11 protein-coding genes are annotated in these 14,104 nt (G+C 61.7%); 6 read left to right on the top strand and 5 right to left on the bottom strand.

Annotated features, from left to right (window positions below):
• Positions 1-719 precede the first annotated feature (719 nt).
• Entirely contained in the window at positions 720-2,930 is a 2,211-nt protein-coding gene (locus tag X771_RS143165) for a xanthine dehydrogenase family protein molybdopterin-binding subunit (RefSeq protein WP_023689395.1), read from the bottom strand.
• A 3-nt stretch (positions 2,931-2,933) separates the two neighbouring features.
• A complete protein-coding gene (locus X771_RS143170) occupies positions 2,934-3,392 on the bottom strand; it encodes a (2Fe-2S)-binding protein (RefSeq protein WP_023689394.1) in 459 nt (152 codons plus the stop codon).
• Between the two features lie 392 nt (positions 3,393-3,784).
• Here X771_RS143170 and X771_RS1000000167090 point away from each other — a divergent pair, with 392 nt between their 5' ends.
• Positions 3,785-4,165, top strand: coding sequence for a hypothetical protein (locus tag X771_RS1000000167090; protein ID WP_023689393.1), 381 nt, complete (start codon positions 3,785-3,787; stop codon positions 4,163-4,165).
• Positions 4,166-4,168: 3 nt separating this feature from the next.
• Positions 4,169-4,309, top strand: coding sequence for a hypothetical protein (locus X771_RS1000000168300; protein WP_023689392.1), 141 nt, complete (start codon positions 4,169-4,171; stop codon positions 4,307-4,309).
• A gap of 253 nt (positions 4,310-4,562) precedes the next feature.
• Here X771_RS1000000168300 and X771_RS143175 read toward each other — a convergent pair whose 3' ends face one another.
• Complete coding sequence (locus X771_RS143175) at positions 4,563-5,465, bottom strand: dihydrodipicolinate synthase family protein (protein ID WP_023689391.1); 903 nt, start codon at positions 5,463-5,465, stop codon at positions 4,563-4,565.
• Positions 5,466-5,517: 52 nt separating this feature from the next.
• Positions 5,518-6,750: a PLP-dependent aspartate aminotransferase family protein gene (locus tag X771_RS143180; protein WP_023689390.1), complete on the bottom strand. Its 1,233-nt coding sequence runs from the start codon at positions 6,748-6,750 to the stop codon at positions 5,518-5,520.
• A gap of 74 nt (positions 6,751-6,824) precedes the next feature.
• On the opposite strand from X771_RS143180, the gene X771_RS143185 reads away from it, so the two are divergent.
• The 4 genes from X771_RS143185 (at position 6,825) to X771_RS143200 (ending at position 12,386) form a co-directional block, all read left to right on the top strand.
• Complete coding sequence (locus X771_RS143185; RefSeq protein ID WP_031237899.1) at positions 6,825-8,330, top strand: PLP-dependent aminotransferase family protein; 1,506 nt, start codon at positions 6,825-6,827, stop codon at positions 8,328-8,330.
• Between the two features lie 159 nt (positions 8,331-8,489).
• Positions 8,490-8,981, top strand: a complete 492-nt coding sequence (locus X771_RS143190) for an MOSC domain-containing protein (RefSeq protein WP_023689388.1) — start codon at positions 8,490-8,492, stop codon at positions 8,979-8,981.
• A gap of 6 nt (positions 8,982-8,987) precedes the next feature.
• Entirely contained in the window at positions 8,988-9,938 is a 951-nt protein-coding gene (locus X771_RS143195; protein WP_023689387.1) for a PDR/VanB family oxidoreductase, read from the top strand.
• A 51-nt stretch (positions 9,939-9,989) separates the two neighbouring features.
• On the top strand, positions 9,990-12,386 hold the full coding sequence (locus X771_RS143200) for a transketolase (protein ID WP_023689386.1): 2,397 nt from the start codon (positions 9,990-9,992) through the stop codon (positions 12,384-12,386).
• A gap of 168 nt (positions 12,387-12,554) precedes the next feature.
• Here X771_RS143200 and X771_RS143205 read toward each other — a convergent pair whose 3' ends face one another.
• Positions 12,555-13,976, bottom strand: a complete 1,422-nt coding sequence (locus X771_RS143205; RefSeq protein WP_023689385.1) for a phosphomannomutase — start codon at positions 13,974-13,976, stop codon at positions 12,555-12,557.
• Positions 13,977-14,104: the final 128 nt, after the last annotated feature.

Genomic DNA, 14,104 nt, shown 5'->3' with positions numbered 1-14,104 from the left:
GCATCGAAGATTTTCTCCTTTGGATTATTCCTAAGGCAGCTTTCGTCACGCGATAGAGCAGCGTGTGATTGGTGCGTGAGGCTCTTTTTTGTCCATGCACGATTCCGGAAGAGTGATGAAATCGATTGTTTTGATCAAAGTCATCCACGCTATAAATAACAGCCGCAGCACATGCGTTTTCAAAGCGCTTCAGGCTTCCCGGATGGCTACTCCGATGTGAAGCGCATGGCATTCCAAGCGCTCTGTCAACCAAACGACGAGTATCGGCGTCGACCCTCATTGCCTTCGTCTTCGCGACTCCGTGACAGCGGCTGGCATTGTGTTTGTAGGGCATCGGGCGAAGATCATGTCGATCGGCCATCTCGCCTGCCTATCGGCAAACCCTTGAACAATGATCCACGCACCAGCGCGATTGTGATCACGAGCGCCTCTGAGCTCGGGAGGTTCGGTTTTCTGAGGGTTCCTGGGTCTCCGAAGCGATGGAGGTAGCTAGCCTTCCTGGTGCTATACGGTTGTGCTCTTCAATGGAGTGGACGCATTTGCGTCTCGAAAGCGGTTCTTCAGTGGAACCGGCGCCAAGGCCCGTCTGTGGTCGTTCAGAACACGGGGTGCCGTCTCCAAACCGGCTATTGGAGCGGGCAGCCGCCGGAATTTGACCCATGGAAATGAGCGCCTGTCAGGAGGCGTTCGAAAACGGCGCGATCTTCATCGCGGCTGTTTCATGGTGTCATTCCTGACATGTTCTTTATAATCGGCAGCTTGCGGATAGTCTTGCCCGTCGCCGCCCGTAGCGCGTTGGCGACGGCCGGGCCGATCGGCGGCACACCTGGCTCACCAACTCCCGTGGGCGGCTCCTCGGACGGCACAATGTGCACCTCGACTCGCGGCATCTGCTCGATCCTGAGCGGTGTATAGGTATCGTAGTTCTCTTGGTCTACGACACCGCCCTTCAGGGTCAGCTCCTCCTGGAGGATCGCGCCTAGCCCGAATCCGATACCGCCCTCCATCTGAGCGCGAATCTGGTCAGGATTTATCGCGGTGCCGCAATCTACCGCGCAGACGACGCGGTCGACCTTGAAACCATTTTCATCGTTGAGGGTGATCTCCACCACATCGGCGACATAGGTCGAGAGGCTTTCATGCATGGCCACGCCGCGGAAACGGCCTTCCGGCAGAGGCTTGTCCCAGCCTGCCTTCTCAGCAGCCACTTTAAGCACGGCGGCATGCCGTGGATGGTGACCGAGCATTGACAAGCGGAAGTCGACCGGATCACGGTTCGCAGCGGCGGCGAGCTCATCGATCAGGGTTTCCACCGCGTAAGCGGTGTGGGTGGAGCCTACCGAACGCCACCACAGCACCGGGATGTTCACGTCCGTGGTGGTCAGCTCGACCTTCAGGTTCGGGATCGCATAGGGCAGGTTGGTGGCGCCCTCTACGGAGGTTGGATCGATGCCGTTCTTGATCATCGCCGCAGAGGTCGAACCGCCCAAGACCGATTGGCCCACGATGTGGTCATGGAGAGCGACGACATTGCCTTTCTTGTCGAGCCCCGCCTTGACTGCGTGCACATAGGCCGGCCGGTACCGCCCACCCCGCATGTCATTCTCGCGGGTCCACTGCACCTTCACTGGCTTGCCGCGTCCCAGTGCACGCGCTGTGGAAACAGCTTCGATGATGACATCTGCATCCAAGACCGCGCGGCGGCCGAAACTGCCGCCGGTCTTCATCACGTGCAGCCTCACCTTGTCCGGCGTGGTGCCGCCTACCTGAGCGGCAGCCGCCTGATAAAGGTCGGGCATCTGGTGTCCGCCCCAGACGTCGATGGTGCCGTCTTCGTTGATTCGGGCGGCCGCGTTGAGTGGCTCGATCGAAGCATGAACAAGATAGGGGAATTCGTAGTGCCCCTCGATGATTTTCTCAGCACTGGCGAACGCTGCGGGAGTGTTACCGTCGTCGCGCGCGGTGGCCGCGCCCAGATCGTCTGCTGCCTTGTTGTATTCGGCCATGATCTCGGCCGTGCCGCGCTCTTCGGCCTTCTCCTCGTTCCAGGTCACCTCCACGAGGTCGCGGCCCTTCAGCGCCGTCCAGGTGTCCCTGCCAACCACGGCAATGCCTCGCGGCGTCTGGACGACATCGACAATGCCGTCGAGTGCCTTGGCCTTGGTTGCGTCGAAGCTCTCGATCTCGGCGCCGAACTTCGGCGGATGGATCATAACGGCCGTCTGGAGTCCCTCCATCATGAGGTCGATCGTGTAGGTCTGCGCGCCGTTGGTCTTGCCGGCGGAATCGTAGCGCTTGAGGCTGTCCGATCCGATCTGGGCCCACTTGTCGCGCGGCTTTAGCGGCACGTCGTCGGGAACCGGCATTCCCGCTGCGGCTTCAGCCAGGTCACCGTAGCGCGCCTGCATCCCTGAGGCGTGCGACACGACCCCGGAAGCGACTTTGATCTCGCCGGCTGGCACATCCCACCGCTGCGCCGCGGCCGCCACCAGCAAGGCCCGTGCGGCAGCACCCGCCTTGCGGTAGCGTTCCCACGACGAACTCATCGACGTGGAGCCACCAGTTACCTGTGCGGCCCCGCCCCAGGCGACATTGCCGTAGAGCGCGGTATTGCCATATCCGCCGACCACGTCCACCTGCGCCCAGTCGCCGTCGAGCTCTTCCATAACCAGGGTGGCGATGCCGAAATAGGAGCCTTGTCCCATCTCGAACTGCGAGGAGTAGATGATGATTCGGTTCTCCTTTGTGATCTCGACATAGGTCTGGAAGGGGTTCGCCTGAACCTTTGCAGTAGTCGTTTGTGCGATGTCGGACGCCGCCAGCACTGGCCGGTAGCCCACGGCGAGGCCAGCGGTGGTGACGCCCGCGCCGACGAGGAACCGGCGGCGCGTGGGCCGCACGGAGTTATGCTTCGAGAGAAACTGCGACATGCCTCAAGTCTCCAGCCGGTTGGCGGTCTCGTGGATGGCCGCGCGGATGCGATGATAGGTGGCGCAGCGGCAGAGATTGCCGCTCATCGCCGAATCAATATCATCGTCCGTCGGCTTAGGCGTTTCTGTAAGGAGGGCCACGGCCGACATGATCTGGCCAGACTGGCAATAGCCGCATTGAGGTACGTCGAACTCGGCCCACACGGCCTGGACCGTTTCGCCTATCTTGCCCGACACACCCTCAATGGTGGTGATCGAGGCTCCTTCGATGTCGCCGACTGCGGTCTGGCACGAGCGCGTCGGCATGCCGTTAACGTGAACCGTGCAAGCGCCGCACTGGGCAAGCCCGCAACCGAATTTCGTTCCCGTGAGTCCGATGACGTCACGGACCGCCCAGAGCAGCGGCATCTCTGGATCGACGTCGAGTGTTCGCGCCTCGCCATTGAGGGTAAAAGCGACCATTGCTTGCTCTCCTTGTCCTGAGCTGGCTATCTCGTTGAGCCTCCGCCCGCCTGGCAACCGAGCTCTTGTTGCTGAGGCCTAGCGACCACACCCTAGGAACGCGCAGCTCAAGCAACAAGCCGCTAGGTTGGCGAGTTACGAGATCGTGAAGTGGGTCGTGTCGAAAGGCTGGAGGCAACTGAATGTCATTTTTTGGGCGGACAGGCCGCTTTAGGCTGAGTTACACGAGACTGGACATTCGGGTCGTCGCGAACATCGACCGCTGGTCGGCCGCGTCCGGCAGGGCCCTGATTGGCTACACGAAATGAAATGGGACGACTATCGATGGGGGCCTACCTCGACCCGCAACCTCCACGACTGGACCCTCAGGTTTCCGACTATCGTCCCGGGCGGTGGCCGAGCTCGGCGCCTCGGACGCGATAATAGACGGTGAGGCGTTCGTCGTTGACCAGAAGGCTTGTCGCGCATTCCCAGTCTTCAGCGGGTTCTTGGCCGCGGCGGGAGACGTCAGGACCATGCTTGCCGGCTTCGACCTGCTCAAGATCGACGGCGAGGGTCTTCGCGATCGGCCACTCGTCGATCGGCGCAAAGCGCTAGTTAACCTGCTGAGACGCCGCCCAAACGGCATCGTTCTGAGCGACGAGATCAGCGGCGGCAGCGACATTCTCGCGCAAGTCTGCCAGTTCGGCCTCGACGGCATCGTCTCCAAGCTGCGTGTCAGTCCATATCGATCCGGCCGGCGCCAAGAATGGGTGAGACAAAATGCGTGCTGAGTGATGAGTTCATCGTCATCGGCTGCGAACCCGGCAACAGTTACGGCGGTCGGGAAGCGTGCTCTGGCGAATGTCGAGGACGGAAATCTGGTGTTCGCCGGCGGCATTGGCACCGGCTTCAATGCGCGCACCGGGCCGGAGTAAAGCGCCGGCTCGATGCCATTCAAATGGACAAACCACCGATTCCTAGTTTGAAGGCGAACGGTGCGGCATGGGCGGAGTGCCCTGCGCAGTCTGTACCTCCGCAGTCGATTGTCGAGTTCGAAGGGGTGTGATTGGCGTCGAGACCGCTCCAGCCATGGCTATCAGCACGCCGAGTGCGTTGTTTTCGATCAATTCTCGAAATGAGCGGGTAAATACATGCACTTCCTTTCACTTGCCGAACGGGGTTTGCTGTTCACCGGCTGGCATCCGATGGCAAACCTTTCAACGCGGCGGCGATCTGGCGCTTCGCTGCTGGGGGCAGAGGCAGGATGGGACGCGGGGGTTCGGCACTGCAAACGTCGAGCAATTCAGCGAGTGCATAGACGACGCGAAGGCTCGAGAACTCCTTGAAGAGGCTCCAGATCGGGACCAGCGCGGCATTGATCCGTCGCGCTTCGGCCGCATCGCCCTGTTGCGCCGCTGTGACGATCGTCATGCAGACCTCGGGCAGGATGCCCGCAAGGACGCTGTACCATGTGTCGGCGCCGGCGATCATGGCCTCGGCGGCGTTCCAGTCGCCGCTGTAGCCAATCGAGAACCCTTCCGGCAGTGTGCGCCTCTGGGCGGTCAGGTGGTTCTTGATCGCATCGCTTTTGTCTGTCGGATTCTTGATGGCGACAATCCCAGCCACCTTTGCCAGGCGGCTGACAAGGGGTGGACTGAAATGGAAATGCGTCGTTCCTGGATTGTCGTAGACGACGATCGGCAGGCCACTTTCGCGCGCCACCGTGGAGAAATGTTCGAACACCTCGTCATCAGTAAGCGGGGTGTAGGAGGCGGCGGCAAGCAAACCCGCAGCTGCTCCAAGGGCCTTGGCGTCTTGCGCGAGCCCCACGGCTTCATCGGTGCGCAGCGCGCCCACACCCACCACGACCGGCATTTGCCCCGCCGTTTGGTCCAAGGTCTCGGAGAGCGCCCGCCGCCGTTGCTCGCGCGACAGATAGATGTATGTGCCGGTGCTGCCGAGAAGACCGATGGAATCGACCTGAGCAATGCCAAGCCGAGCAATCAGCCTGCGCAGGGCAACGCTATCGACGCGGCCGTCACGATTGGTCGGGGTGATGGGGAACGCGGAAAGACCGCTCAGGAATGCCATGGCAAGGCTCCAGATCTTTGTGTGAGCGCAGAGGTGGCCGCACGCCAGGTCATTACAAGACGTCCAAAGCCCGCCGCAGATCGGCGATCAGGTCATCAGCGTCTTCAAGCCCCACCGAGAGACGCATGAGATCCTCGCCGACTCCATCCGCCAAATGGGCATCCTTGCGGATCGGCTGCCGAGCACGGGTGAGGCTTGCTGGATGATAGATGAGGCTGTCGGCATCGCCGAGGCTGACGGCGCGAATGATCAGGTTGAGCCGGTCCATCATCCGGCGCGCTCCTTCGTATCCAGCGTGGAGGCCAAAGGCCAACATGCCCGATCCGTTGGACATCTGTTTTCGCGCCGTCACCTGATCAGGGTGCGAGTCGAGGAACGGATAACTCACAAATGCCACCGCCGGGTGCGCTTCCAGCGCCCGAGCCACCGCAAGGGCCGTGGCGCTGTGCCGTTCCATACGCAGCGTCAGCGTCTTTAGACCGCGCAGGATTAGGAAAGCTGACAGGGGCGAGAGCGCTGCGCCGGTGATGTAGCGCAGGCCCGTTTCATGCAGCGTACGGAGCGTTTGGGCGTCGCCGAGAAGCGCCCCGCCAAGGGCATCGCCATGACCATTGATGTACTTGGTCATCGAATGGAGCACGATGTCCGCCCCGTGCTCAAGCGGTCGCTGGAGCGCGGGCGAGGCGAAGGTGCTGTCCACGGCAACCTTCACACCGCGCGCGTGAGCGCGCTCGGCAATTGCCGCTATGTCGAGGATGCGGCTCAGCGGATTCACCGGCGTCTCGAAGAAAACCAGCCGCGTCCGCTCGGTGATCGCAGCATCGAGATTGTGGGGATTTGACAGATCGACCGCGACGACCTTGATGCCGAAGCGGGGGACCGCCTGTTCGACCATGGCAAGCGTGTTCGCATAAAGCGTCTTGTGGACGATGAGTTCATCGCCCTGGGACAGGAGCGACAGGATCAGAGTGCCGAAGGCCGCCATCCCCGAGGCAACAACCAGCCCCGCCTCGGCTCCTTCCAGATTCGCGAGCCGCTGCTCGAGGATCTCGGTCGTGGGATTGTATTCGCGCGCATAGAGCCGTCCACCAAGGGCGGCGGCGGCATCGTTTGCTGCCACGCTTTCGAACCCATAGGTTGACGTCAGGAACACTGGCGGCTGGACGGCATTGGAAAAGCCGGCCGGATCGTAGCCATGATGGATCGCCCGGGTGGCAAATCCGGGGCTGGTGCGGTTGAGCGACCCCGTGGGAGCATCGGTTTCGGATTGATGGGAGCTGGTCATTCGGCCTCTGCGATCTCTCTTGGGGTTCCGAAAGATTGACGGCAACCTGGCCAATGTGAAATATCCAGTTGGCGATGAAAGAGATGGTCCAGTCTTCAAGTGCCGGGTCTGCAGCGCGCTCGCACGCGATGGGTGCACGCCAGATATACGAAGCCCTTCGCGAGCAAATCCTCGGCGGCGTCTACGAAACCGGCAGTCAGTTGCCATCCTCCCGAGCCCTGGCAAATGACCTCGGCGTTTCGCGAACCACGGTGACGGTCGCCTATGAGCAACTGGCTGCGGAGGGTTTCATCGAAGTCCGTCAAGGCGCACGACCTCGCGTTGCGTCTTCGTTGATGGGCCCTGGGACGGGGCGCACTCACGCGCAACGGGTCGGCCCGATCCACCTGTCCGCATATGGCGAGCGGCTGCGCGCGACGTCACCCTGGCCAGATTATCTGCCGACTGGGCTGAAGGTCGAGTTCCGCTATGGCGACCTCGCGCCGTCGGATTTCCCTTCATTGGTCTGGAAACGCGCGATGAACGAGGCGATGGGGCAGCGCCCGCTGCGTCTTGCCTATGACGATCCTCGCGGCTCGCGCCGGCTTCGCCAGGCGCTTCAGGGCTATCTCTGGCGCGCCCGGACCCTGAGCTGCGACCTCGACCAGATCATAGTTGTGAACGGTTCGCAGCAGGGTCTTGATCTGTGCGCGCGCCTGCTTCTCGATCCCGCCGACCGTTTCGTCATCGAGGATCCGTGCTACAGGATGGCGCGTCAGGTCTTTGCCAGTACGGGTGCCTCACCCATCCCGGTCATCGTCGACGAAGACGGGATGAGGACCGAGTTGCTGGCGGGGATCGGAGCACGACTGGCGTATGTGACGCCATCGCATCAGTTTCCGCTTGGCGGCGTCATGCCGATCGCGCGCCGCCATCAGCTTCTGAAATGGGCGCGGCACAACAACGCCTATGTGATCGAGGACGACTACGACAGCGAATATCGCTACGACATCAATCCGGTCCCTCCGCTGCACAGTCTCGAGGACCACGGGGCTGTCATCTACCTCGGCACGATCTCCAAAACGCTCTCGCCGATGCTGCGCATCGGCTACCTCGTCCTCCCGCCCGAATTGCAGGAGGTCTTCGCAACCGCCAAACAATTCGCAGACCGGCATTCGCCGGTCGCTGAACAGGAAGCGCTGGCATCGTTGATCGAGAGCGGCGGCTACGAAAGCCATGTGCGCCGTGTGCGCAGGCTGAACGGCGAGCGTCGGGAAACGTTGTTGGGTGCCTTGCAGCACAGCTTCGGGGATCGCATCACTGTCCAGGGAGCAGATGCGGGACTGCACGTCGCGGTTTGGTTCAATGACCTGCCACGATCGCGGGAAACGGCCTTGGTCGAATCCGCCCGCGACGCTGGCCTGGGGCTACACCTGATCTCGCCGCTCTACGAACGGCCATCGGACCAAGGCCGCACCGATCGCGTCGGACTTGTCATGGGCTATGCCGCCTTGAGCATTCGGCAGATCGGGAAGGGCGTTGAGGTCCTGCGAGAGGTTGTCAAGCAGGTGCAAGACGCGATGCCGGCGCGGAACAACTGAGACGGGGCGACGCCGAAAGCTGGCGCTGAAAACGGTCCGAGGGCCCGCCGTATTTCTTTCCAAACAGCCAACTGGACCGGGAAAATGCCATGCAACTGGCGCTGTTGATCAGGCCAGTTTTGCAGCAGGTTTCCACGAGACGAATTTCCGAGAGCGATGATGACCTGGCGAGGAAAGCTGCTTCACGTCCATATCGCGCCTGCCGGCTCCTATGAAATGGAGGAGCTGGCGCAGGCGCAGCTTATTGCCGGCCAAGGCATTGTCGGAGACCGCTACTACCTGGGGACGGGGACCTATTCGGCGCGTCCCGACGTTCGGGAGGTGACATTGATCGAAGCTGAAGTTCTGGACGCCATCGCGAAGGGCGAGCCCAGGATTCCGGGCTTCAAGGCCAAGCTCGGACCCGAAGATCACCGGCGCAATCTGACGACACGAGGCGTTCCGCTTAGCCATCTTGTCGGCAAACGCTTCCGGGTCGGGGAAACGATTCTCAGGGCCGCCCGGATGAATGTGCCGTGCAAGTATATCGAGGAGTTGCTCGGGCTTCCGGGTCTCTACGAGGGGCTTCTGAACCGCTCCGGCCTGAACTGCACAATCGAGGTCGGGGGCGTGATCCGCCCCGGTGATCTGATTTTGCCCATCGACGAGTGAAACGCCATGGCGTCGCCGCGCATCATCATGAAGCTGACCGTGACCGCCGCCCGCAAGGAGCCGGGCGACGTGCTGGTCATCGACCTGAAACACCCACGTAAACCTGTGCTGCCGGCGTTCGAAGCGGGTTCTCACGTCGACGTCCATCTGCCTGAAGGGAAGGTGCGTCAGTATTCACTTTGCGGCGACCCGACCGAGCTTGGCCGCTACACCATCGCGGTGAAGCGCGAGAATGACGGCCGTGGCGGCTCGGCGTGGATCCACGAAACCATTGCCGTCGGCTCCACACTGCCTGTCTCCGCGCCACGCAACCATTTTGCGCTCAAGCCAGGCGAGGGGCCGACTTTGCTGCTGGCAGGGGGAATCGGGATCACCCCGATTCTGGCCATGGCGCGCGCGCTGACCCGGCAGGCCAAGCCCTTCGAGTTGCACTATTTCACCCGCAGCCGGGCGCTCACGCCACTCTTGGCGGCGATCGGGAGCGATCTTCCTGGCGGCAATGTGCGGATCCATTTCGACAACGAGCCTCAGACCCGGCAGAACATCGCCGCGCTGCTGGCGAACCGTTCGGACGACGCGCAGACATACTACTGCGGACCGCCTGGCTTCATGGCGGTTGTGGGGCGCGCGGCTCAACACTGGCCCGAGGGTACTGTTCATTTCGAAACTTTCCAGCCTCCCGAGTTTGATGGCGCGCCACCGGAACCATTCGTCATAGAACTGGCTGAGGGCAGGGTGGTTGAGGTTTCGGCTGAGACCACGGCACTGGCCGCCTTGCGTGCGGCCGGTGTGCCGTTGATGGCCTCGTGTGAGAACGGGGTGTGCGGGACCTGCGAATGCGCAATGCTGGCGGGACAGCCGATCCATCGGGATGCCGTCCTGTCCAAGGAGGCACGCGGCCACCGCTTCATCCCCTGCGTATCGCGCGCGACAGGTGTGTTGAAACTCGATCTTTGACCATTTGGGCGGGGGTCCTGTGAGACCGGCAGCTGATTTGCGGGAAACTGAATGACGAGGAAACTGGAATATCTGCACGAGATCGAGCGCTGCGTCTCCTGGCTCGCAGCCTGGACGATCCACCACGCCAACCACGTCCGCGAGGGCGATGAGATCAAGGTCGGGGGGCATCAGGCCTCGTCCGCGTCGCTGAGTACCATCATGACCGCGCTCTACGGTTCGGTCCTGCGCCCGCAGGATCGGGTGGCGGTCAAACCCCATGCGGCGCCGATCTTCCATGCACTTCAGTATCTGGCGGGCAACCAGACCCACGAAAAGCTCATGAACTTCCGCGGCTACAAGGGCGCGCAGAGCTACCCTTCGCGGACGAAGGATGTCGACGATGTCGACTTCTCGACCGGGTCGGTGGGTCTCGGCGTTGCTCAGACGCTGTTCTCGTCGCTGGTGCAGGACTACGTCTCGGGTCACGGCTGGATGAAGGAGCGTGCCGAGGGCCGAATGGTCAGCCTGATCGGCGACGCCGAGATGGATGAGGGCAACATCTACGAGGCCCTGATCGAAGGCTGGAAGCACGGGCTCAGGAACTGCTGGTGGGTGGTCGACTACAATCGCCAGTCGCTCGACGCCGTGATCCGGGAGGGCCTCTGGCAGCGTTTCGAGCAGATTTTTCGCAACTTCGGCTGGGACGTGATGGTCCTGCGCCACGGGGCTCTGCAAGAGGCTGCCTTTGCCGAGCCGGGGGGCGAGAAGCTGCTCGAGTGGATAGAGCGCTGTCCGAACCAGCTCTATTCGGCGCTGACCTTCCAAGGGGGTGCTGCCTGGCGCAAGCGGCTGCTCGACGAGATCGGAGACCAAGGGCCGGTCACCACTCTGATCGAACGCCGCTCCGACGACGAGTTGCAGGCGTTGATGACGAACCTTGGCGGGCATGACATGCCGAGCCTCCTCGAAGCCTTCGAGGCGGCGTCCAGGCATGACCGTCCCGTCTGCTTCATCTGTTACACCATCAAGGGCTACGGTCTGCCGCTTGCCGGACACAAGGACAACCACGCGGGGCAGATGACGCCCACGCAGATGGAAGACTACCGCCTGCAAATGGGCGTAAAGCGGGGTGAGGAGTGGAACAAATGGGCGGCCGCCACCTTGCCGGAAGCGGAACTTGACGCCTTCTTCGCAAAGGCGCCGTTCTTCAGTGAGGGGCGTAGGAGGCTGTCTGCGCCGTCGGTGCCGGTGCCTGAAACCCTTCCGTCACCGGGGCAGCCCGGCAAGCCGCTCTCGACCCAGATGGGGTTCGGCCAGATCCTGAACGACATCGCACGCGAGCGCAGTCTGCTTGCCGACCGCATTGTCACCACCTCGCCCGATGTGACGGTCTCGACCAATCTCGGTGGCTGGGTCAACCGGCGCGGCCTTTTCGCCCGGGAGACCATGGCGGACACCTTCAAGGCCGAACGCATTCCGTCGACCTTTACCTGGGAATTTGGGCCGAAGGGGCAGCACCTCGAGCTCGGGATCGCCGAGTCGAACCTGATGATCATGCTCGGGGCGCTCGGTCTCTCGCACTCGATCAATGGCGTGCGCCTGCTGCCGATCGGGACAGTCTATGATCCCTTCATCTACCGATCGGCCGACCAGCTAAACTACGCCTGCTATCAGGATGCGCGCTTCATGCTGGTCGCAACGCCCTCGGGCGTGACGCTAGCGCCCGAGGGCGGAGCACACCAGTCGATCGGCACCCCATTGATCGGCATGGCGCAGGATGGGCTTTGCGCCTTCGAACCGGCCTTCGTCGACGAACTGTCCGTGATCATGCGCTTTGCCTTCGATTACATGCAACGTAATGGCGAGGGGGATCCGGATGAGACGACGTGGCTGCGTGATCAGACCGGAGGATCGGTCTATCTTCGCCTGTCAACCCGGCCGCTCGAGCAGCCGCCGCGCGACATGAACCCGGCGCTCGCGCGGGACATCGTCAATGGCGCCTATTGGCTGCGTCCGCCTGGGCCCAACGCGAGTGTCGTCATTGCTTATCAAGGCGTCGTCGCGCCGGAGGCGATTGCCGCGACGGGTCTTCTGGCGGAGGACCGGCGCGATGTCGGGCTGCTCGCGATCACCTCCGCGGACCGGCTTAATGCGGGCTGGCAGGCGGCGGAACGTGCCCGGCAGCGTGGCGCGATTGGCGCCCTGAGTCATATCGAGCGGCTGCTCGCGCCGCTATCGCGTGACTGCGGCATCGTCACCGTGATCGACGGCCACCCGGCGACGCTCGCGTGGCTCGGTGGGGTTAACGGGCATCGCGTGAAGGCGCTCGGGGTCGAGCAGTTCGGCCAGACGGGGACTATTGCGGACCTATACCGTCACCACGGCCTGGACACCAACGCCATCGTACATGCGGCGCAGGCGGTCAGTGCGGGACCGGCTGTTCGCTACCGGAAGGCGCTGCCTTGACCATGAGCGACCGGATGCTCCGTGGCTGGTACGGATCGGCTGTTTCCACGGGCGTTCCGGTTCGCTTCAAAGCGGACAGGGCCGGGACACTGTGGACGTTCTGATCGCGCTTGAGTAGCTTGTGCGACCCCAGGGTCACCTGGGAATACGCAGGGAGGCGGCTTTTATTTAGCCTTGCGTCCAATTACGAATTCGATCCAATCCAGTCCGGAGCAAAAGCTCCGCGTCCTCCCGATTTTCGGCTTCGACGTAGCACCGCATTTCCGGGGCATTTCCGGATGGACGCAAATGCAAGACACGCTTATCCGCGAGAGTGATACGAAGTCCGTCAACATCGCTAACCTTGCTTACCACTCCAATCGACCCGACGAAGGCGGCGATGTTAGTTTCCGCTGAACGAAGGTATGTCATGAGGCGAGTGCTGCTTTCGACGGAAAAATTTTCCAAGCGATCCGCCGCCGCCGCCGGCAATTGAAAGGAACTGCCAATCTCCGACAGTGGCTGCCCACTTGTACTGACAAGGGAAAGTGCCGCCAGGATGGGGAGAAAACTGTCGCGTGTAGGTAGCGCTGGCAGTTTAGTTCCGTTCGGGTCAAAGTCCGTGCCGGTCAACAAACCACCGTTTGCTTCGAAACCAACCACGCGCTCGTGACCCGACGCAACCAAATCGAGCATGGCAGCAATAACAAATGGCGATCCAACCTTGGTACGCACGACTTTAAAAGAACCTGCGGTCTCGATACCAGAGTTTGATGTGACCGGCGTGACGACTGCCTTCGCTTGCAGGAAGTTCGCCGTAATCAGGCCTAACAAATCACCGCGAAGGGGGTCTCCATGGTCGTCAGCTACCAGTGGGCGGTCACCATCGCCATCTGCCGAGACGACCGCATCAAGCCGATGCTCTTTGGCCCAGAGCTTGAACTGTTGAGCAGTCTCGTCAGAGACCGCTTCAGTGTCGACAGGAATGAAAACTTCCGAACGTCCCAGGGTTACGACCGTCGCACAGTGATATGAGAGAATGTCAACCAAGAGATCGCGCGCGACTGTGCTGTGCTGATATACGCCCACCGTTAAGCCCTTTAGAGCATTAATCTCCATAAGCTTTCGATTGCGCGCCATGAACAAGGCCTTGCATTCGGCCTCCCGGTGCTGCCGACGTGCAACAGCACCTTCAAGGACGTATCCGCGCTTCTCCAGCTGCAAGGCGATGCGCGTTATCTCCCGCTCATCATCCTTGTCGATCTCACCGTCGGGTCGATAGAATTTTATTCCATTACGGTCGGCCGGAATGTGCGAGCCTGTGATCATCAAACAACCACTCTTACGCGCCTGAGCATACAGTGCCAGGGCAGGGGTGGGGACTGCGCCGCAATCGACTACGATGAAGCCGAGCGCGGACAGTGCCGCCGCACAGACGGCGGCGATGGCCGGACTCGAGGCGCGAAAGTCGCGCCCTATGAGTATCTCGTCGCCAATTCTGGCCAGGCCGGATTCCAGCAGGAATGTCGCGAATGCCGTTGCATATAGGGCAGAGGCGGCTCCTGCCAATTCTGTCGCCAGGCCCCGTAATCCACTTGTTCCGAATTTCATACCAAATCCGACGTTGCTAACCGGGTTTTGAAGGTAACATGCTCAAACTTTGGCTCGTCCGGAATGCCCATCGACAGATCCCTCGGACGAGAACAAGAAGTACATTCGGTTACCGTAGACGCGTTCGG

The sequence above is a fragment of the Mesorhizobium sp. LSJC269B00 genome, assembly GCF_000502815.1.
Lineage (GTDB): Bacteria > Pseudomonadota > Alphaproteobacteria > Rhizobiales > Rhizobiaceae > Mesorhizobium.
Note: the sequence above shows the minus strand (reverse complement) of the source record. Positions and strands in the feature narration are given on the sequence as shown.

Excerpts from the sequence above, each read along its gene's own strand:
- X771_RS143165 (WP_023689395.1), bottom strand. The coding sequence starts at position 2,930 with ATGTCGCAGTTTCTCTCGAAGCATAACTCCGTGCGGCCCACGCGCCGC.
- X771_RS143170 (WP_023689394.1), bottom strand. The coding sequence starts at position 3,392 with ATGGTCGCTTTTACCCTCAATGGCGAGGCGCGAACACTCGACGTCGAT.
- X771_RS1000000168300 (WP_023689392.1), top strand. The coding sequence starts at position 4,169 with ATGAGTTCATCGTCATCGGCTGCGAACCCGGCAACAGTTACGGCGGTC.
- X771_RS143175 (WP_023689391.1), bottom strand. The coding sequence starts at position 5,465 with ATGGCATTCCTGAGCGGTCTTTCCGCGTTCCCCATCACCCCGACCAAT.
- X771_RS143180 (WP_023689390.1), bottom strand. The coding sequence starts at position 6,750 with ATGACCAGCTCCCATCAATCCGAAACCGATGCTCCCACGGGGTCGCTC.
- X771_RS143185 (WP_031237899.1), top strand. The coding sequence starts at position 6,825 with ATGAAAGAGATGGTCCAGTCTTCAAGTGCCGGGTCTGCAGCGCGCTCG.
- X771_RS143190 (WP_023689388.1), top strand. The coding sequence starts at position 8,490 with ATGACCTGGCGAGGAAAGCTGCTTCACGTCCATATCGCGCCTGCCGGC.
- X771_RS143195 (WP_023689387.1), top strand. The coding sequence starts at position 8,988 with ATGGCGTCGCCGCGCATCATCATGAAGCTGACCGTGACCGCCGCCCGC.
- X771_RS143200 (WP_023689386.1), top strand. The coding sequence starts at position 9,990 with ATGACGAGGAAACTGGAATATCTGCACGAGATCGAGCGCTGCGTCTCC.
- X771_RS143205 (WP_023689385.1), bottom strand. The coding sequence starts at position 13,976 with ATGAAATTCGGAACAAGTGGATTACGGGGCCTGGCGACAGAATTGGCA.